This is a genomic window from Microcystis wesenbergii FACHB-1317, from assembly GCF_014696875.1.
Lineage (GTDB): Bacteria > Cyanobacteriota > Cyanobacteriia > Cyanobacteriales > Microcystaceae > Microcystis > Microcystis wesenbergii_A.
Window position 1 is genome coordinate 1 of record NZ_JACJQV010000210.1, and the last position, 20,842, is coordinate 20,842.

The 20,842-nt window shown below is 43.6% G+C and carries 16 protein-coding genes and 1 pseudogene; 5 read left to right on the top strand and 12 right to left on the bottom strand.

What is annotated here, in order from left to right; genetic code table 11:
* Window positions 1–295 precede the first annotated feature (295 nt).
* From H6F92_RS22180 to H6F92_RS22195, 4 genes and pseudogenes are all read right to left on the bottom strand, one after another.
* Window positions 296–652 (bottom strand): annotated as a pseudogene (locus H6F92_RS22180) (AAA family ATPase); the annotation flags it as partial.
* Between the two features lie 100 nt (window positions 653–752).
* A complete protein-coding gene (locus H6F92_RS22185; RefSeq protein WP_190359514.1) occupies window positions 753–3,458 on the bottom strand; it encodes a phycobilisome rod-core linker polypeptide in 2,706 nt (901 codons plus the stop codon).
* A 174-nt stretch (window positions 3,459–3,632) separates the two neighbouring features.
* Window positions 3,633–3,971 carry a divalent-cation tolerance protein CutA gene (cutA, locus tag H6F92_RS22190; RefSeq protein WP_190359515.1) on the bottom strand — a complete coding sequence of 113 codons (339 nt, stop codon included), beginning with the start codon at window positions 3,969–3,971 and terminating at the stop codon, window positions 3,633–3,635.
* A gap of 152 nt (window positions 3,972–4,123) precedes the next feature.
* Window positions 4,124–4,831, bottom strand: a complete 708-nt coding sequence (locus H6F92_RS22195; RefSeq protein ID WP_190359516.1) for a Crp/Fnr family transcriptional regulator — start codon at window positions 4,829–4,831, stop codon at window positions 4,124–4,126.
* 293 nt (window positions 4,832–5,124) lie between these two features.
* Between H6F92_RS22195 and H6F92_RS22200 the strand changes: the two genes are divergently transcribed.
* Both H6F92_RS22200 and H6F92_RS22205 read left to right on the top strand, forming a co-directional pair.
* The gene (locus tag H6F92_RS22200) at window positions 5,125–6,324 is read left to right on the top strand and encodes a hypothetical protein (protein ID WP_190359517.1); all 1,200 of its coding nucleotides are present in this window, start codon (window positions 5,125–5,127) and stop codon (window positions 6,322–6,324) included.
* 108 nt (window positions 6,325–6,432) lie between these two features.
* On the top strand, window positions 6,433–7,119 hold the full coding sequence (locus H6F92_RS22205; RefSeq protein ID WP_190359518.1) for a sugar transferase: 687 nt from the start codon (window positions 6,433–6,435) through the stop codon (window positions 7,117–7,119).
* 256 nt (window positions 7,120–7,375) lie between these two features.
* Here the strand turns inward: H6F92_RS22205 and shc are convergent, their stop codons facing one another.
* The 6 genes from shc to H6F92_RS22235 form a co-directional block, all read right to left on the bottom strand.
* The gene (shc, locus tag H6F92_RS22210; RefSeq protein WP_190359519.1) at window positions 7,376–9,283 is read right to left on the bottom strand and encodes a squalene--hopene cyclase; all 1,908 of its coding nucleotides are present in this window, start codon (window positions 9,281–9,283) and stop codon (window positions 7,376–7,378) included.
* 373 nt (window positions 9,284–9,656) lie between these two features.
* A complete protein-coding gene (gene tsf / locus H6F92_RS22215; protein ID WP_002753383.1) occupies window positions 9,657–10,412 on the bottom strand; it encodes a translation elongation factor Ts in 756 nt (251 codons plus the stop codon).
* 116 nt (window positions 10,413–10,528) lie between these two features.
* Window positions 10,529–11,326 carry a 30S ribosomal protein S2 gene (rpsB, locus tag H6F92_RS22220; RefSeq protein WP_004162676.1) on the bottom strand — a complete coding sequence of 266 codons (798 nt, stop codon included), beginning with the start codon at window positions 11,324–11,326 and terminating at the stop codon, window positions 10,529–10,531.
* A gap of 156 nt (window positions 11,327–11,482) precedes the next feature.
* Window positions 11,483–11,950 carry a thioredoxin-dependent thiol peroxidase gene (gene bcp, locus H6F92_RS22225; RefSeq protein ID WP_190359520.1) on the bottom strand — a complete coding sequence of 156 codons (468 nt, stop codon included), beginning with the start codon at window positions 11,948–11,950 and terminating at the stop codon, window positions 11,483–11,485.
* A gap of 2 nt (window positions 11,951–11,952) precedes the next feature.
* A complete protein-coding gene (locus H6F92_RS22230; RefSeq protein WP_190359521.1) occupies window positions 11,953–12,801 on the bottom strand; it encodes a M56 family metallopeptidase in 849 nt (282 codons plus the stop codon).
* The gene (locus H6F92_RS22235) at window positions 12,801–13,289 is read right to left on the bottom strand and encodes a BlaI/MecI/CopY family transcriptional regulator (protein ID WP_002783352.1); all 489 of its coding nucleotides are present in this window, start codon (window positions 13,287–13,289) and stop codon (window positions 12,801–12,803) included. The genes H6F92_RS22230 and H6F92_RS22235 overlap by 1 nt, the downstream gene beginning before the upstream one ends.
* Before the next feature lie 20 nt (window positions 13,290–13,309).
* Between H6F92_RS22235 and H6F92_RS22240 the strand changes: the two genes are divergently transcribed.
* From H6F92_RS22240 to H6F92_RS22250, 3 genes are all read left to right on the top strand, one after another.
* Window positions 13,310–13,609: a small RNA NsiR4-regulated ssr1528 family protein gene (locus H6F92_RS22240; protein ID WP_045359761.1), complete on the top strand. Its 300-nt coding sequence runs from the start codon at window positions 13,310–13,312 to the stop codon at window positions 13,607–13,609.
* Between the two features lie 750 nt (window positions 13,610–14,359).
* Window positions 14,360–15,520: a nucleotidyltransferase family protein gene (locus H6F92_RS22245; RefSeq protein ID WP_190359522.1), complete on the top strand. Its 1,161-nt coding sequence runs from the start codon at window positions 14,360–14,362 to the stop codon at window positions 15,518–15,520.
* A 147-nt stretch (window positions 15,521–15,667) separates the two neighbouring features.
* Window positions 15,668–16,906 (top strand): glycosyltransferase family protein, encoded by a 1,239-nt coding sequence (locus H6F92_RS22250; protein ID WP_190359523.1) that lies wholly within the window; start codon window positions 15,668–15,670, stop codon window positions 16,904–16,906.
* Window positions 16,907–16,918: 12 nt separating this feature from the next.
* Here the strand turns inward: H6F92_RS22250 and dnaG are convergent, their stop codons facing one another.
* The gene (gene dnaG / locus H6F92_RS22255; RefSeq protein WP_190359524.1) at window positions 16,919–18,799 is read right to left on the bottom strand and encodes a DNA primase; all 1,881 of its coding nucleotides are present in this window, start codon (window positions 18,797–18,799) and stop codon (window positions 16,919–16,921) included.
* Between the two features lie 775 nt (window positions 18,800–19,574).
* Window positions 19,575–20,699, bottom strand: coding sequence for a beta-ketoacyl-ACP synthase (locus tag H6F92_RS22260; RefSeq protein WP_190359525.1), 1,125 nt, complete (start codon window positions 20,697–20,699; stop codon window positions 19,575–19,577).
* Between the last annotated feature and the right edge of the window lie 143 nt (window positions 20,700–20,842).

The following is a 20,842-nucleotide window of genomic DNA, read 5'->3' on the forward strand; positions in this document are numbered from 1 at the left end:
TTCCCCGCTTCAGTCCCAGAGTTGTGATTTCTGAATCTGGGGGTGGCTATCGCCGTTACTCTCAACTTGTAAAGATTTATTACAAGTGTATTGACCTTGAGTCCCCTTGCCTACTTTGGTATCAGCTAGATACTAAACGTCGGGACATATAAACAGTTATAAGGTTGGTCTGGGTTGACCTCTTAGATTCAGTTAGGGGACTGAAGACCTTACTAGGCGGTTATTTCAGGCATTTCAGCCCTATTTCATGCCTAAACGTTTCGCACACATCTGTCATATTCTGATCTGACAACGCCCGATACTTTGAATTATCAGTAGGCTCGATCGATAATTTAGCATTTTTAAAACTAATTCGATAAACATCTCCATTGTATTCAATTTGGGTTTCGGGTAAAAAGTAATTGGTTAAATTTTGGTATTGACAAAAAGATTTAACAAAACGCTTATATTTAGTCACATATTTTTCCTCTAAATCTCCACGATATAGAGCTTTTTCCAACCAGCTTAATGTTGATATTAATTTAGCAATGCTACTTTTTCCAGTTCCTTGATTACCGATAAAAATCGTTACTTTCCGAACGTCTATAAAACCATCATTTTCTAGTAAACCCGCCTTAATTGGACCGAAGTTTTTAACTTTAATTTGGCTCATTGTTATCCCCTAGATTGACGATAATAAATTTTGGGCAGTAATTTGTCCTGAAAAAAGCTCGTGTTGAACACGAGCTAAATTAACTAACTTCAAGGACTAACTAACCACCAATCTTAACTACCGGTTTAAAACTAGGAACAACCAGTTCACTATCCTGTTTAGTCAGCTTATTGTATAAGCGTTCCGTATTGGGGAAATTAGCGGCCGGTAGAGTTGGGAAACGACGATAGGGAACCGTATCTTCACCAAATAATTGTAGGTATTCCATGCTATTAACCATGGCACCGATAAAAGCCTTTAATCCCTGAGTTGCCAGAATTTGGTTATATTTCTGGATTTCCTTTTGATTCAAGGGAGCGCGACCTAAGAAGTGCTTAGTTCCCAATTCAATTACTTTCGTATTCGGATAGGGAGCATAGAATTCTTTCAGGTAAAGATCCGAACTACCTAAACCCTCAATAAACTCTTTCACCGTGATCTCAGCATTGCTTAATTTACTCTCTAAAGCGGTAAATTCGGCATTGATGATATAGGGTTCGAGATCCCGTTCAAAAATCTGACGATAGGCAGCGCGAACAGTATTTTGTACGGCCACTTTATCCAGATTAGTTAACAGTTTAAAGACCTTAGTTTGTTCCCGTTGAACCGTGACACCTTGACCGACACGGGATTGAATATCCGGTTCAGTGCGAATCGAGACCGAAGGTGTACCCAATTCAATAAAGCGGGGGGTTTCCTCTTTATCAACTCTTTGGCCGATATCTTCGCGGAGATTACCCAAACGCACCATCCGTAACTGCATCCCTTGGGGAGTTAGATAGCGCTCGTAGGGAACCGTATCTTCGCCAAAAGCTTCCGTATATTCAGGACTGTCGATCAGGGCATCGATTAAAGCATAGAAGCCTTTTTTCGAGCAGATATCGAAGTATTGATTCATTTCCTGACGACCGTAGGTGGGACGACCGAGCAGACGACGGTGAATATATTCGATCGCTTTCACCACATAGAGAGGAGTCCAGTAGATTTTCCGGAAAGTCTCGGATTTAGCTAGGGTTTTGATAAACTCGCGTAGAGTAATATCGCCATTTTCTAACTTAATCTCGGCCACGGATAAACGCTGACCTTCGTAGGGCATTCGACCGAAAACCTGACGATAAGCCGCTAAAATCACTCTTTGGGTGGAACTTTCGCCAAATTTAACGCTTACCCCATTGCTAGAACCGGGTAACTCGTTATTGAGACGGAAAACTTTCGGTCCCAAAGTACCGGGGAATTCACCTCGGGCGCCGGGGTTGCTATTTTGGTTATTAGTCGCAGGTCCACGGTGGATGAGGATACGTTTGCTATCTTTACCGAAGGGAGCGGGACTAGAACTAGGTTCGCGGGTCTCTTTCGGGAAAATTGCCCCAAATTGGATTTCTAGGGGATCATTTCCGGAACCGTAAACGTGCTGATCCGGTAAGGGGCGATCGTATTTAGCAAAGGTGGTGATAAATTGGGGAACTTTGCGGAAAGGTGCGCTGTAGTTAAACAGGTCGATCTGCATCCCCCAGTTACGACATTCCTGTGCTTCTGCACCCAAACCCCGGAGATAGGGAACGGTTTCTTCGCCGAAATAGTCGGAATACTCCTGAGAATCGACTAAAGCATCGATTAACGCCCCTAAACCGCCGCTAGAGACGATCGAGAAGTATTTCTGCACTTCTTCCCGGGAGGAAGGACCGCGACCGAGGAAATGACGGAAAGCCAATTCTAGGGCGCGACTATTGATAAAAGGTTCAAAGAACTGTTTACGATAGAGAGGCGATTTACCGAGACGACGGACGAATTCTTTCATCGAGATGTCGCCGTTTTTCACCTTCGATTCTAGGTCAGAAATGGACTGACTATAGGCGCGGGTGATGTCCCGTTCAAAAATTTGTCTGTAGGCGGCCTTGATAATCGAAGATTTTTCCGACTCCGATAAACCGGTTTTCATGACAAACTTTTGTCGTTTTTCGGCACCATTGTAGTAGCTTTGGGGAAGACTTAAACCCTGTTGGTCACTACTGGGACGCTGACGCAGTTTGTTAGCGGGGGTGGGGGCTTTTAATTCCCCTAGTAGGATATTGAAATAGTCACTGATTAAAGTGACCGCATCCTTGTCTCTCTGGAAATACTCGATCGAAGCGGCCCGCATTTCCTGTAGGGCCACGATGGTGGCATCAATAGAACAGGCATTTTCGAGAACTTCCCTTAAACCGCGGGTATTAACGATCAGGATACTGGTATCACCGGCCACGATCGCGTATGTAACGTAACGCAGGAACCAGGATAAATCCCGGAGGGACTTCTGCATATTGCTCGGACCGTAACGAGAGACGTTAATCGGTCGGAATCCGGGGGGAATCGGGCCGCTAGAGGCGAAAATCCCTTTTAAGCCACCGAGGAAACCACTACCGCCACCGGCCCCGCTTTCAGCGTAGGTAACGGTTCCTAATTTCATCCCTTCCTGGACGTTGATCACTTTACCCGCACCCACCAGGGCCATTTCTTCCACGGGGGGTTTTTCTAGGTAGGCCATGGGTGAACCACCGGTAAAAATCCGGTTAGCTGCCCGTGAGACGATCAGATCGCAGTTCCGGGTGAGCGTTTGGGCAATATCCAAGCGCTTGCTCCCCGATTGGAAGTAGGCGATCAGTTCGTTGAGTTCGGGTTTATCGAGAAAGCGGTCTTGTTGTTCTGCTTGGGTAATGGCAGATACTGGGACGGTTTGATAGAGTTGGGGACGCGCTAAGGAGCTGCCACCGCTTGCCTTAAGACTCATTGGATTTTAACTATCTCCCTTGACGATGTGCTGAGTTCTCCAATCGTGGAGGCGATCGGTCTTAAAACCAGATGTTTAAAAATTTAATCAGCATCTAGATTAAAACTTTTTGCGCTTCCTGAGATAGTTTATTAAGAATTATATAGATTTTTTTCGCTCAAGTTGCCGATTGGTCTATTCTGACACCCCACCTGTATGGGAGGCTAACCAGTCTAAATAGGTCTGAGAACCCGCCACAACCGGTAAAGCGATGATTTCCGGGACGGCATAGGTATGAAGTTCCTGTATCTTCGCCGATAACTGCTCAAACTGCTTTAAATCGGTTTTAATCGCTAATTGCCATTCGCGCTCGTTTTCAATCTGTCCCTGCCAACGATAAATGGAACGAATCGGGTAAATACTGACACAAGCGGCCAGGCGATCGTTAAGTACGGCGATCGCTAAGTTGGCCGCTTCCGTTTCGCTGGCTGTTGTCACCAGCACCACTCCAAAACTGGCTAATCTTTCAGTCATACTAAATCCGTTGAGTATAGGCTACATATTAGGACAGGCAAAAGGCAACAGGCAAGAGGCACTCTTGCAATAGGCAAAAGGAGGAATAGATAATCAGTCTTTAATAACTGGATTTAGTATGATAACTGATCACTGATCACTGATCACTGAATTTAGGTGATCGTTTTTTCTAAAGCGGCCAGATCGGGAATACAGAGAAATTGCTGCTGTCGTTGAATCAGTCCTTGTTTTTCCAATTTGCTCAAGGAGCGGGTCACGGTTTCCCGGGCCAGGCCACTAATACTACTCAATTCCCGGTGGGGTAAATTAGGAATTATCGCACCTGGGCTGTTTTTTTGTCCTTGACCTTCGGCCAAAAAGAGTAAAGTATCGGCGACTCTGGAGAGACTATCGGCCTCGCGCAAACGTAAACGCCGGTTAAGTTGACGCAAACGCTTGGCCATTAACTGAGAAAGACGAATTCCCGCTAAAGGTTCCGATTTGAGCAGATTAACAAAATCTTGGGCGGGAATACTGCTAATTGTGGCCGTGGTTAAGGTGATAGCATCAGTGGAGCGGGGAGATTCTTCTAAAGCGGACATTTCTCCGACTATTTCCCCTTTACCGACGATATTTAAGGTGACTTCTTTGCCGTCTATATTGTAAGTACGAATTTTCACCCAACCATCGAGAATAAAGTAAACCGAACCACCCCAATCATGTTCTAATAAAATCGCCCGATTAGCAGGATGAGTGCGGGTGACAGCATGAGCAGTAACTTGATCGGTGGTTTCAGGGGGTAAACCGACCAATAAAGTCGCTGTATCCAATAATTTTTGAATCTCTGCTGATTTTTCCGCAGGATAGCGTTTTTCTTCCATAGTTTAATATTTAGGGTCTGCTGAAAAAGTTTTTCCTGGGGGTAGGAGTCGGTCGTCGGTCGTCGGTCGTCAGTAGCCGGTCGTTTCAGGCTTTGTTGCCCTTGGTTTTTGTACCAAGCGATGTACTACAAGGAGAATAATGCAAGGTTTTTGAGGGTTCCAATCCGATTTTCTAGCACTAACATCGGATTTTAACAGGTCAAAAGCCTTATTTTAAAAGGGTTTTACCATTATTCAGCCAGCTCTATTTAAATTTGGTTCGTTTTAAGCGGGTGATTCTACAATAGACAGTTGTGGGTATTTTTAGTGATCCAGTGACCAATAAACAGGATTGTTCCTCCCTACTGACCGAGATCGATCGGATTCTTGCCGGGGTGATCTCGTCTCTAGTTAACCCGCAAGAAGTTACTTCCGAGACAATTATCGCCACTCGTCAACATTTAGAATCAGCCAGAGCGCTCCTTTTTCCGTTATTATTCCCCGCTCGAACCCCTGAAGTTGCCCGTTGGTTCCTGGGAATGGAGGTACAACCACCAGGGGTGAAAATCGTCTTTTTTCGAGAAAACCAAGGACTGATCGATTTTTATCCTCTTTCTTGGAGTCTGGCAACGGGAACAAGCGATCGCTTACCCGGCTCCCAGGTGGACGAATATCTAATTAGTTGGCTATCTAATCGGGATTTTAGCCACGATTCTTGGCTCTGGGAAGCTCTAGAGCGATTAGAAGCTATTATTATCACCGATGACGGGGAAACCGCCACGGATGACCTGAAAAAAGCCCTTCTCACAGCGCAACTAATCCCCCCCGATCGCCTATCTAGTCTGGAAACAGCGATCGCTACTGCCCTGGCCTATATTCCCACTAGCGACCAAACCCAAACCCAAACCCTACTGGTTATCGAAGGGAAACGGGAGACTACCACTTTAGCACTGCTGGAAGTCCCGCCGCAAACTCGCTCTTTATCCCGTCAAGCGATCGCTCTGAGTCATTTTAACTACGGGGAAAACACCTATGAACGGGCAATACTCTCTCAGTTAATTTATCCTCTCTGGCGTTCTTTTTTGCCTCTTTCCCCCTCCGATATCACCGATACTAATCCCTTAAAAAAATCTTTACTGGCAGCTGCTAGACTAACCAAATTAATCCTCCAAGAAGAAAGCGAATTTACCTCCTCTCTAGCTGGTCATACTTGGACGGTCAGTCGCAGCGATTTAAATAAGAAGGTTGTTTTACCATATCTAGATAATTTAAGACAAAAAGTTAATGATTTGTTAGAAAAACAGCAAAAAAGTCTTGAGGATATCGATCGAATAATTTTTAGCGGTAATTTTTTCTTGACCATTTGGCCCTATTTCTTCACAGGAATACAGCAAGAATTTGCTGGTTGCCATCTAGAGTCCCCCAGTCAGGAAACCTTCTCACCGGCAATCTTGGGTTTGGGTCGTCTCTGTTTATTTTCGGCTCTTAGAGGTGAGAAGGTCAATAATGCTTAAAAAAATCAACCCCAGTCTCGGTTAAGAGTCACAATTTAGGTGTGAATAGAATTTGTCGGGTAATTGTTGCCAATACTAAGCCCGACTGCCTTGAGCGCACAGCTAATTATGAATTTTTTCTTTAAGCTCTTAACTAGCAATTCCTCCCCTCGCTCCTCACTAAGGGGCCTTTTTCTCGATGAATCTATTCATCCCTCCGTTTTTTGTCCGCGCAAGCGTCTTATCGATATTATCGGTGCAATAATCGGGTTACTGGTGACGGCAATGTTAACACCAGCGATTGCCATTGTCCTGCAGCTTGATAGTCCGGGCCCGATTTTCTATCGTCAGCTACGCTGCGGATTACAGGGAAAACCCTTTATCATCTGGAAATTTCGTTCCATGGAGGTGGATGCGGAAAAAAAACAACATCTAGTGACAAATCAAGCTAACGGACATATTTTTAAAAATCACAACGACCCCAGAATCACTAAATTCGGCAAGTTTCTCCGACGCTCTAGCTTAGATGAATTGCCGCAATTTTGGAATGTTTTAAAAGGGGAGATGAGTTTAGTCGGAACCCGTCCCCCCACCGCCGAGGAAGTGAGAAAATACAATCAATATCATTGGCTGCGTCTGCGAGTTAAACCCGGGTTAACTGGAGAATGGCAGGTAAAAGGACGTTCACAGGTGAATAATTTTGAAGAAGTAGTGCAGATGGATTTAGATTATCAACATAAATGGTCAATTAAATACGATCTTTATCTGATTTGGCGCACCATCACCGTCGTTTTAATCGGAAAAGGTGCCTGCTAAATAGGGTTTGCTGCAAAAAGTTTTTCGTGGGGGTAGGGTTTTAGCGATTTTGAGGTGGTCAATTACCTAATTTTCAGGGAAAAAGTCCCTGAATTTTCCCCCTGATCACTCCCAGCTCTGGTACTTTTTGATTGACAAAAGGTCTAAAAGTCTTATCCAACAAGGTTTTTAGATCGATTCAGCCAGCTCTAGTTAGTCACAAAAAATGCGTTAGACAGTTAGGCTTATTTCCTGTCTTAACGCATAGATTAACGGACTAAATTAAAGCCCGATAACGCCCCAAAGCCAATAGAGGAAAATACTGCTGATAAAAATGATATTTCAGGTAAAAATGACAGGGAAAACCTGTACCAGTGAAGTAATCTTCATCCCATGTACCATTTTCTTTTTGGGTAACAAGAAGATAGTTAACACCCTGTTCAATCACTTCTCGCTGATAATTGCCGGTGACTTTCCTGACGGCTAATAAACCGATTAATGCCCAAGCAGTTTGGGAAGCGGTACTATTTCCCTGTCCTTTAAATTTAGGGTTATTGTAACTAAAACAGGTTTCACCCCAACCACCATCAACATTTTGACAACTGCTTAACCAATTGGCTCCTTTTTGCAATTGCTGGTGATATTTATTCGGTTCCAGAAAAGCCAAAGCAGATAAAGCCCCACTGGTTCCATAAATATAATTTACACCCCAACGACCAAACCAACTACCATCAGTTTCCTGTTCTATTTCCAGATAATCCAAAGCTTTTTTAACTCGATTTTCCTCCATATTAACATCACAAGTGCCTAACATTTCTAGAACTCTGGCAGTCACATCGGCCGTATTAGGATCGATCATTGCTTTTAGATCGGCATAGGGCAAAGAATTAAGCCAGTTTTGATCGTTATCGATGTCAAAAGCTCCCCAACCACCAGCTTTACACTGCATAGTCGCCATCCAATTAACTGCCCGTTTCATCACACCTTTTTTAATATTTTCATCGGGCATTTTAATTAACTCTAAAGCCATCACCACCACTGCCGAATCGTCTAAATCGGGATACCAGCGATTGTCAAATTCAAAAGCCCAACCCCCGGGGGTTCCGATTTTATTTTTAATCGCCCAATCGCCATAATCAAGAATTTGTTGATCGATTAACCATTGTCCCGCTTTAATCATAGCTGGATGAGCAGGATTTAGCCCGGATTCAATTAGCGATCGAATTACCCAAGCGGTATCCCAAACCGGCGACACACAGGGCTGTACACAATAGGTATTATCCGTCTCAATGGCAAAATTATCCACCGCTTTTAAACCGCGGGCAACAATCGGATCGTAAACATCATAACCTAGGGCTTTTAAAGCTAACAGAGAATTTAACATCGCCGGGATAATCCCCCCCCAATCCCCTGGGTCTTCCTGTCGTTCAATCACCCATTTTTCCGCCGCTTTCAGACTTTCTTGACGGAAGGGAACTAAATTAGTTTTTTCTGCCCATTTAAACAGTCCATCTAACCAGAGAAAAACATCTGACCAATTGTTACTTTTTGGTAACTCATACTTGACATTATTTACCCCTTCTGTATAGAGTTCATCGAGATTAAAACCCATTTTATACACGGGTTTTTTGTCGAAAACAATTAATAAAGGAACCGTACTTCCCCGCGCCCAACTGGACATTTCATAGATAGTAAAAGGGAAATTTTCCGGCAGTAGCATGATCCAAGCGGGGATAGAGGGAACCCCCTGCCAATCATAACAACCAATCAAAGCGAGGTGCATTTTGGTGAAAATGCGGGTTTTACTGATGCCACCTTGAGCTAAGATAAATTCTCTGGCTTTTTCTAAAGTAGGATCATTAACGGGAATTCCCAATAGTCGCAGCCCCATGTAGGCTTCCACAGTGGTGCTAAGATCGCCACCATCCCCATAAAATAACTCCCAAGCGCCGTTAGGACACTGTTGCTGACGCAGATAGGTGGCTGCTTTGTCTAGGGGGCGATTTTTGTCAGTTTTCCAGATTTTGTGCAGTAAAATTGCTTCTGAGGTGATGGTGACATTAGATTCTAATTCTGCCCACCAGTAACCGTCAGAGTATTGGGTAGAAAGTAAATAATTTTGAGAAAGTTCGATCGCTTTCGCTGTTTTAGCGGCTATTTCGGTGATTTTGTCCTGAATCTGCATTTTTTTCCGTTCGACAACCTCTAGAGACCACCAGTGCAAATAAGATAATCTTATTTACAAAGTTTTTAATAAGTAGCTAAAGAATGGGATTTTGTTCCCAAACAATCCAATAAAGGAATCTGCTTTGGTTGCCACTTTCTTTTTTCTTTTGACTGATTACTGTTTACTGATAACTGATAAGTGGGTGGGTGGAATTAAATATAAAATGAACGTAGGTTGGGTTGAAGCATGAAACCCAACGCCCGCATGGGTTACGCTACCGCTAACCCATCCTACAAATAATTGTGCCTACCTACTTAAATCAGGTCCCCCACCCCCCTGAAGACAAAAAGGGTACGAAACTCGCACCCCACCAGATTGATCTTAATTTAACTTACTTTTTCTTTTTGCCTTTAGCGGGCGGGTTATCCTTCGCTGCCGGTTCCGGGGCTTTTTCCTCCACTTGCGGGGCTGCTGCTACAGGTTCCGGGGCTTTTTGTCCCATTTGGGCGGCTACTTCGGCGGCGAAATCCGTTTCTTCTTTCTCGATCCCTTCACCTAGTACAAAGCGTTGGAAACGACGCACCTGAATATTTTCTCCCAAAGCGGCGATCGCTTGTTTGAGCAATTCGTCAATACTGATGTTCTGATCGCGGATAAAGGGTTGATCGAGCAGAGAAAGTTCTTTCAAACGTTTTTCAATGCGGCCGGCCACGATTTTTTCTTTGATATTATCGGGTTTATTGGCTAAATCGTCCCGTCCCATCTCAATTTCTTTTTCTTTGGCGGCGATTTCGGCGGGAATATCGGCCACTTTTACATATTCGACGTTAGGACAAGCGGCAATCTGCATGGCCACGTCATTAACCAATTTTTTGAACTCCTCGCGACGGGCAACAAAATCGGTTTCACAGTTCACTTCTACTAAAACACCGATGCGGCTGCCGGTGTGGATGTAACTGCCGATCATCCCTTCTGCCGCTACCCGACTAGCTTTTTTCTCGGCGGAAGTAATCCCTTTTTGACGCAACCATTCGATCGCTTTGGTTATATCCCCCGCGTTTTCCGTCAGCGCCCTCTTGCAATCCATCATGCCGGCGCCGGTCTTTTCCCTAAGTTCTTTAACCTGTTGTGCTGTAATTTCCGCCATAAAATTCCTAACCTACTGCTTATAATTGATCATGCCACGAGAGGGGCAGGTTTTGCCGATCGATAGGTCCGGAAAGTTTCCCCCCGAACCTAGCTGCGATCAATAGCTAATTTTCCCTAGTTATCGTCGTCTCCACTGGCAAATTCGGCGGCGTATTGGGAATAATCACCTTCTTCCTCGTACTCGGTTTCATTATCGTAGTCTTCCTCGTATTCTTCCACCGCTGCTTGACCACCGCGACGACCTTCGATGATCGCATCGCTAATTTTGCCTAAAATCAGTTTGACTGAGCGAATTGCGTCATCGTTGGCGGGAATCGGCACATCTACCAAGTCAGGATCGCAGTTAGTATCCAAGAGGGAGATGATGGGAATGCCCAATTTTTGACATTCTTGGATAGCGTTGTATTCCCGACGCTGATCCACTACGACGACTAAATCCGGCAGCCGGCGCATGGTTTTAATGCCACCGAGGTATTTTTCTAGTTTGCCTAATTCCCGACGCAGTACCGATGCTTCTTTTTTCGGTCGTTTATCGAGGGCGCCGCTATTTTCTAATTCTTCTAATTCTTTGAGTCTTTCTACCCGGCCGCGAATGGTTTCCCAGTTGGTTAACATTCCCCCTAACCAGCGTTGGTTAACGAAGTGGCTACCGCTGCGTAAAGCTTCCTGTTTAATGATTGCTGCCGCTTGCCGTTTCGTACCGATGAATAAAAAGCGTTTACCGCGATCGGCTTCTCCTCGGACAAATTCGTAAGCTTCTTCGATTAATTGGGCAGTTTGCACCAAATCAATGATATGAACCCCATTCCGGGCAGTGTAGATGTACTGAGACATTTTCGGGTTCCAACGGCGCGTTTGATGGCCAAAGTGAACACCAGACTCTAGCAATTCTGCAAGAGAGACAACGGGCATATTTTTCTCCTTTTCGGGTTTATCCTCCATCTAGGGCTGGATTTCTAGATTCCTAGAAACACCCGATCGCCTAGATGTGCGATTTTTGACAACTTTTCTAGTCTAACACGAAAGGGCGCAATTGCATACCCGTAAATATTGGGTACTGAGGGCTTCCTACTGCAATTCCTCAAGTTTTTTCAAAACCGCTTCTGCATGGGCTTTTACCTTGACATTTGACCAAATATAGGCAATATTTCCCCGGGGGTCGATCAGGAAAGTGGATCGTTTAATCCCCATATATTCCTTACCCATAAATTTTTTTAATCCCCAGACTTGATAAATTTCCGCCAGTTGATGATCGGGATCGCTCAATAATTGAATAGTTAAATTGTATTTTTCAATAAAACGACAGTGGGACTTTTCTGAATCGGGACTAACTCCCAGAATTACCGCATTTAATTGCTGAAATTGCGGCGACAAAGCGGTAAAATCGATCGCTTCTGCGCTGCAGCCCGGAGTGTTATCTTTGGGATAAAAATATAAGACCAACCATTGACCGGCAAAATCTGCTAATTTACTAATTTCCCCCCTTTGGTTGGGGGTGGCAAATTCGGGGGCTTTTTGTCCAACTTCTAGGGTCATTTTTAGGAGTGTAAAGGCAAGAGTAAGAAAGGAGCGAGGGAGAGGGAAAGCAATAGCCAGACTTGATAGTTAAATCTGGGAAGTTCGGGGTTTTCTGACTCGACTAAAGCATCGATTCTCTCTAATAAACGATTATTTAAGGAATGATCATTGAGAGCGACACAGCAACTATCGGAGAAACTTATTTCCGCTACTTGATTAACTTTTTCTGCCACTAAAAGCAGCGATTCAGCTAATAGTAAATAATCCACTTGTCCAGAAGCATACTTATCGGCGCGTAATTCCCGCAAGAAGACCAATTCTGACCATAAATTCTCACTATTGGGCAGCCAAGAAGACATTGATCGCAGCCAACCTAACCAGAAAAACCAGAAAGTGTCATGATATTCTTGGTGAGCTTGTTCGTGGGCTAAAACTGCTTGTAAATGTTCTTGATCTAAGAGATTTAATAATCCTTGGGTTACAATTAATTCCGACTTCCAGAAGCCAACTCTGGCACTGTAGGGAAAATCCACCGCTAAAACTCTCGCCCTCTGAGCGGTGATTTTTTTGAGGGGATAACTGCTAAAATACCGATGGGTTTGCCAAGTTTGATAGGAGAGTTTTATCAAGCAAAATAGAGCAAAAACTAGCCAAATTATGGCACTAAAGTAACTAATTAAACTGGAGTTATAGCCCAACATTTGCCCGCCATAGCCCATACAAACCACCGATATAACTGTCATTAACAGCAGCAAAGGAGGAAAGAGAAAGAAAAATAGCGTTGTCTGCCAACGACGCTGATAGCTGGGCAAAAAACAACGTAAACCAATGGCGATAGTTAATGCTAGTAATAACATTGAACCGTGCATTAGCGTTCTCTCCGTTGTTGACGCAGGGTATCTAAACGAGATGCGATCGCTTTTAATTGTTCGACACTAGCAGTATCGAGACTATCGGCAAAAGAAGCCACCACATCCGCATTACCAATAGCCAAAAAACGATGTAATTGTTCGTAGGCTTTAATTGCCTGTGCTTGTTCCTTAGAAACCATCGGTTTCCAGTAGAAAATCCGACCCTGTTTATAACAACTTAACCAGCCTTTATTAGTTAAACGACGCAGTACCGTAGTCACAGAAGTATAGGCCAGATCCCGTTCTGGATCGGCTAAAATGCGATCGTGGACATCCTTAACGCTGACGGTTTCCAATTCCCAGACAATATTGAGAATTTCCGCTTCTAGGGGGCCTAGGGATAACTGTTTTGGTTGATAGGTGGGCAATTGAGCCATAGTTACACAGAAATGAAGATTACTTTCCTGATCATAGCGGCGGATATCGATCGCCTGATAAAATAGCAACGATCCTTTATATTGTCTTTATGTCCACCGAAACTAATTTAACCACGACTACGGGTGCTGATGCCATCGATGTGGCGATCGCTAATGGTATTGATTTTGATGGTTCCCCGATTCCACCGGCAAAATTGGAACTTTATCACCGGGTAATGGGTTTGGAAGCAGGACGACAAAGAAGCGGGGTTTCGAACACGATGAGATCGCGAATTGTCCGCATCGGGGCCAAACATATCCCCCAAGAAGAATTAAATCAGCTGTTGTTAGCCGCCGATTTTGCCCCTCTCAAGGAGAAAGAAATCGCTTTTTACTATAGCGTTTCCTAAGCTAGTGAGGTACACATATTTTTCTTCCCTTTTGACTTTTGCCTCTTGCCTTTTGCCTAAAACCCATAACTTTTGTACCTCAGCAGACTGAAAAACGCTATATCTCAAGTAGTCAATTTTTTGCTCGCCATTTTTCGCCTAGACTGCCTGCGGTTAAACTGATTGTTGGGGAAATTCGGCAGGGAGTCTAGGTTGATCTAATGCTCAAGGACACCTCGAATAAAAGATTTTGTTAACAAAGTGTTGGTCGAGGAAATCTCCTTGATATACATTGATGAAGAGGGAATAATTTTCAAGAACTAACAAGGCGATCCGTCCCTCAAAATTCGATTTTTCGAGGTAGCCTAGACATAACGCCTTGGTTATTGCGTAAAATTAAACTTTTTTTGCCCATCAATTTAAAAACTTGCGTTTTTTTGATCATCTTAGCCTAGAGGACTGAGTAGTATGAGTTACAGCAAAGTTGATTTGTTAATTTTGTCCATCAGTGTAATCTGGGTTAAATCTCTGACTTTTTTTCCGTTATCAATTACTAAGGGGTAGCTCGATCAATTGGACTTATTGAGAAAATCTTCGCACTAATTGAGAATAAACCAAGGTTTGATCAGGGTTTCAGGCGGTGCAACGCTGAAGTAAATCTATTTTTCGAGGTACCCCCAAGAGGATCGATAACTACTGATTCCGAGCCGATAATGATACACTAGGCATGATTTAATTACAAACCTCGATCGCAAAAGGAAATAAACATCAATGAAAGCCATGATTTTGGCGGCTGGCAAAGGAACTCGTGTCCGTCCGATTACCCATACGATTCCCAAACCCCTGATCCCGATTTTACAAAAGCCGGTGATGGAGTTTTTGTTGGAACTGTTGCGACAGCATGGCTTTGATCAGATCATGGTGAATGTCAGTCATTTAGCCGAAGAAATTGAGAGTTATTTCCGCGATGGTCAGCGCTTTGGGGTGCATATCGGCTATTCTTTTGAAGGTAGAATCGAAGAGGGCGAGTTAATCGGTGATGCCCTGGGATCGGCGGGCGGTTTACGACGAATTCAAGATTTTAATCCCTTTTTTGACGATACTTTTGTGGTTCTCTGTGGTGATGCCCTGATCGATCTCGATCTAACCGCAGCCGTTAAATGGCATCGCGAAAAAGGAGCGATCGCCACTATCGTCACCAAAACCGTCCCCAGAGAGGAAGTATCCAGTTATGGGGTGGTAGTTAGCGACGAGGAAGGAAGGATTCTCAGTTTCCAAGAAAAACCGGCCATCGATGAAGCTTTAAGTACCTGCATTAACACGGGTATCTATATTTTTGAGCCAGAAATCATTGATTTTATTCCCCCTAATAGTAAATACGACATCGGGGGCGAGTTATTCCCCGAATTAGTCGCTAAAGCTGCGCCTTTCTACGCTTTAAACATGGATTTTGAATGGGTGGATATTGGTAAAGTCCCCGACTACTGGCAGGCAATTCGCGGGGTGTTATCCCGGACAATTAAAAATGTTGCTATCCCCGGCATCGAAGTCAAACCGGGCATCTACACGGGCTTAAATGTGGGGGTAAACTGGGATCGAGTCGATATCACCGGACCTGTTTATATCGGGGCAATGACGCGCATTGAAGACGGGGCGAAAATTGTCGGTCCGAGTATGATTGGCCCGAATTGTTGGATTTGTGGCGGCGCGACGGTGGATAATAGCGTTATTTTTGAATATTCTCGCCTCGGTCCGGGGGCCCGTTTGGTGGATAAGTTGGTCTTTGGGCGCTACTGTGTTGATAAAACCGGCGCAGCGATCGATGTGGAAGCGGCAGCCTTGGATTGGTTGATTACCGATACCCGCAAGGTTCCCCCAGAATTTGATCACCCTAAACATCAGGCAATTCGTTCTTTATTCAATAGCAAGTAGGCAACACCCCAACAGGGAAACCACTTCGCGCGCGTTGTGAGGGAGAAGGGAGAGGGGAAAACAAATAAAAATAGTCTCCTGAATACTGTCTCCTGACTCCTGAATACTGTCTCCCCAAAACGAAAACTTCCTACCTCACCACATATCATGTTTGATTCTCCTGTTGATCTTCTCATTCTCTCTAATGGCCCAGGAGAAATATCTACATGGGTGCGTCCAGTTGTCAAGAGATTGCGACAAAACTTAACAGAAGATCGATCGCGGTTGCGGATTTCGGTGATTCTTTCCCCTTGTACTCATTCTATGGGGGCGGAAACGGAAGTAGTTAGGAAATATCTAGAGGTCGATCGAGTCCAGTCGCCAGAAAACTTCTTTAATTTTCTTTTCTGGGGAAAAACCGCCGATAATTGGGATTGGCACCCCAAGGGCATCGTTTTATTTTTAGGGGGCGATCAATTTTTTGCCCTCACCATCGGTAAACGTTTGGGTTATCGCACCGTTATCTATGCGGAATGGGAAGCGCGTTGGTATCGGGGGATCGATCGCTTTGCCGTGATGAATACAAGTGTATTAAATAATATTCCCCAACAATATCAGCATAAATTTACTGTTATCGGCGATTTAATGGTGGATTTGCCCACTGCTATCACTCCCGATGATGCTACCTTAATTGCACTCCTCCCGGGTTCCAAACCCTCGAAATTAGCCCAGGGTGTACCCCTAACCCTAGCCATTGCTGAAAAGATACACGCGCAGGCTCCCCAGACTAAATTCTTAATTCCCGTCGCTCCTACCCTAAATTTAGCTTATTTGGCGAAATTTGCCGATCCTAGCTATAATCCGATGATTACTAAAACCGGTTGGAGTGCTGCCCAATTAAAAAACGGGGAAAAACCCTATCTAGAAACAGATAAGGGGGTAAAAGTTGACCTAATTACCGATTTTCCCGCCCATAACCAGCTTTCTCGCTGTCATTTAGCTTTAACGACGGTGGGTGCTAATACTGCCGAATTAGGGGCGCTGGCAATCCCGATGATTATTTTACTACCGACTCAGCAACTAGACGCGATGAGAACTTGGGACGGTTTACCCGGTTTATTAGCCCAACTGCCGGGGGTGGGTTCTTTATTTGCTAAGATAATTAATCTCTATATGTTGCGGAAAAAGCGTTTATATGCTTGGCCAAATATTTGGGCTGGTGCCGAAATTGTTCCGGAATTATTAGGGGAATTACAACCAGAGGAAGTGGCAAATATCGCTAGATCTTGGTTAGAAAATCCCGAACAATTAGAGGCTATCCGGCAAAAATTGCGGGCAGTGCGCGGGCAAGCAGGAGCAGTGGATAAGTTAGTATCTATTATTGCCGAACAATTGTCTAGTTTCTAATCAATTAGAGAATTAAGCTTGTTGGTAGAGGGGATCAATTTCGATTAATTTATTAACAGTTTGATAAAATTCCTGCTGATAAAATTCCCTTTGATTGCTGTCGCCAGAATTAATTAATTGTTCTTGACAGTAGCGACGATATTCCATTAAACTAATTTTTTCCATAGCTATAATAGCATCTTTGATCTGTTCTTCTGGCTGCAAAATTTCCTGACTGGTATGTTCATTTAAGTGAAATAAAGAATTAAAATCACGGTTTTTGTCTGTGGTTATCATCAATAAATGATTCTGTAAAGCTGACATCAAATCTCTTGGTTTAGTAATTTGGGTTTCTAACTCTAGAATTACTTGCCATAACCAACGATAATCCGGGAGATTAAAAATTAAATCTTTTTCATCCAAAGATTCTAAAATTCTTTCCCGATATTCAGGATAATGGAGATAGATTAATAATAATAACCATTCGGCTTTTTCTGAGCTATTTTTTTCGGATTTATCTAAAATATTTTTCCTCTTGATTGCCAGAGATTTTCCCTGAGGTTTATTAACCTGCTTTGAGAGATTTTTTAAAATATAAGGCAAACGAGTTGCATCTTTTTGAGCCAAAATTTCAGCACAATAATCTAGATAAAAAGTGCGTTGATTGCTATCGATTAACTTTTGCAGTAAACTCACCATACTATTGGCTACTTGTTGAAAATGTAGTCCCTGTTTTAAATCTTTATTAACCAACATTTGCGAGATTTGCCAATCAATCCAAAAAGGAGATTTTTCGATTAGTTCTCGATAACTATTCACCCCGTCAGCACGAGATTTAAGAAATTCATCGGCATCTTTACCATCGGGAAGATTGAGGATTTTTAGGTTAACTTGTCCCGAATAAACTAGGGAGTTAATTTCCTCGATCGCCCTTTGTGTCGCTTTAATTCCCGCTTGATCAGCATCAAAATTAAAGATTATTTGTTTACTTTCACTGTAGCGCAAAAGTAATTTAATTTGCTCTTGACTTAAAGCTGTTCCTAAACAGGCAACCACATTACTAATACCAGTAGCATGGAGAGCGATCGCATCAAAATAACCCTCCACAACTATCGCTAAATCTTGCTGAATAATTGCCTGTTTAGCTCGAGCAAGAGCAAAGAGAGTTTTTCCCTTTTCAAATAGAGGAGTATCGGGAGAATTTAGATACTTTGGCTGCTCATTACCTAAAGTGCGACTACCAAAAGCGATCGCTCGTCCTTGACTATCAAAAATAGGAATCATTAAACGATCTCGAAATTGATCGTAATAACCGCTACCATTTTGACGCGCTTTAATTAATCCTGCTTGTGCCACCAAAGCCACAGGATAGCGCTTTTGTTCCACTAAATAACGATAGAGCGTTTCCCAACCTTCCGGAGAATATCCCAGTTGAAAATTAGCGATAGTTTCTGCGGTTAGTTGTCGTTGTACCTTAAGATAATCTAACGCTTTTTCCCCTTGAGGTTGACTAAGGGCGTGTTGATAAAAACTCACCGCCACGGCCATTATTTCGTATAATTGTTCCTTGAGGGATAATTTCTGTTCTAATTCCTGACGCTGTTCTACTGCCAGAGTTTTAATCGGGATTTGATACCTTCTAGCAAGATCGAAAACCACTTCACTAAAAGATTGTTTCCCCACTTCCATAAGAAATTTAATCCCGTTTCCCCCCGCACCACAGCCAAAACAGTAATACATTTGTTTGGCAGGACTAACTGTAAAACTAGGGGATTTTTCCTCGTGAAAAGGACATAAACCGACGTATTCCCGTCCCCTTTTTTTGAGGACGACTCTCTCGGAAATTAAATCCACAATATCAATTCTTTGTTTAACTTCTTCGATCGTATCTGGATGTAGTCTCGGTGTATCCATAATCAGTTATCAGTTATCAGTTATCAGTTATCAGTTATCAGTTATCAGGAGATTTGCTTTTATTTATTCTCCCCGTCTCCCCAATTCATCATTCATCATTCATAATTCATAATTCCCACTCCCCTCTCCTTCTCCCCCATCTCCCCACTGCGATGGCGGCATTTTGTCCTCCGAACCCGAAACTAAGAACGTAGGTTGGGTTGAAGCATGAAACCCAACACCCGCTCATGTTACGCTACCCCTAACCCATCCTACAAATAATTGGGCTCTCTTCTTCTTTGTGTGATAAGTTTAACTTATATAGGAGCGCTCAATCTTTGTGTCCTTTGTGTCTTTGTGGTTCCTTCCACTCGCTCGCCAGCAGGACTGTATCTTAGAATACATTTTACCCACCAAACCTAAGAGAGCCATAATTGTGCCTCCCTACTTATATTAAGTGAGCAGTATTAAATAAGAAGTTTCCCACCGTCTTTGTTTACCGATCGCTGATCACTGAAAAATCTCCCCAACACCTACCACCCCCACTAAGGCCCTTTTTGACTCCTGGAAATTCGCACCCATAAGTAATAAGAAAGGACTTGACTTTGGCGGCGGCTTGTGCTATGCTTTTCTCATAATGGGAATCCGTGCCAATTTCGAGAAGTTCAAATAGTCCCATTATGAATAAAATCTTTTAAAAATATTATCTCAAAATCTCCCGACAAAAACAAGCAAAATTTTCCCCATAATTGTTAAGTTTTGTTAAAAATGCAGAGACGGGCAGAGAAAGAACTGATTACTGATCACTGAAAAACTTCCCCACTGCGATGGCTGCATTTTGTCCTCCGAAACCGAAACTAAGACAGAGACAATTGTGTAGGGAAAAATTAACAGCCGATCTAGCTAAATTTAATTGAAAAGGCGACTCGCGCACACCGACACAGGGGGGAATTAGCTGATTTTTCAGGGCCATTAAACAAAAAGCCACGCCTAATGCCCCCGAAGCCCCTAAAGTGTGTCCTGTTGCCCCTTTTGTCGAGCTTACAGCCACTTGCGAGCCAAAAATGCTGGCGATCAGGTTTGCCTCCCGTTCATCGTTTAAACGCGTGCTAGTGCCGTGGGCGTGAATGTAATTAATTTCATTTTTTCTTAATTGACTTCTGTGCAAACATAGTTCTATGGCTTTGGTAGCACTACGATTATTCACCGCCGGGGCGCTGACATGATCGGCATCGCAGGTAAAACCATAGCCCAAAATTTGCCCGTAGATGGGGGCATTTCTGCTTAAAGCCAGTTCTTCCGATTCAAGGACTAAAATCGCGCCACCTTCCCCCAAAACTAAGCCTTCCCTAGCTCTATCAAAAGGATAACAGCCCGTTTTCGCCAAAGCTCCCATCTGTTCAAATCCCACCAAAGTTAAGGGAGTGATCGGGGTTTCGAGCGCCCCGGCTAAAACTCGATCGCATTCTCCCATTTTGATTAATTCTACAGCCTGGGCGATCGACCAGATAGCCGTGGCACAAGCCGCCATGGGTGCTAAGACTGGGGCGCCGGTTTCTATCAATCTAGCGGTCAATACCGAGGCGCGATCGGGTAAACTATCTAACCAGTTTTCTACTATTCCCGTCGCTGCCATCTGTTCCCATAAACCCTGACAACCGCGACTAGAACCGATAGTGACACCACAATCCTTTAAGGGAGGGGTTAACTTCGCGTCTTCAAGGGCAGCAATCAGGGCAATTTTGGTTAAATCCTCTAAAAATGCCGGTTTGTGACCGATTAAACCCAAGGGTAAAGCGGGTAAATCAGAAAAGGGTTGTTGCTTAGTTATACCAGTTTTGCCCTCTAGTAATCTTTGCCAACTCTGACTTAAATTTCCCAGAGAACTGATCAACCCAATTCCCGTCACCACAACATTCATTTATCAGTTATCAGTTATCAGTTATCAGGTATCAGTTATCAGTTATCAGTTATCAGTTATCAGTTATCAGTTATCAGTTATCAGTTATCAGTTATCAGTTATCAGTTATCAGTTATCAGTTATCAGTTATCAGTTATCAGTTA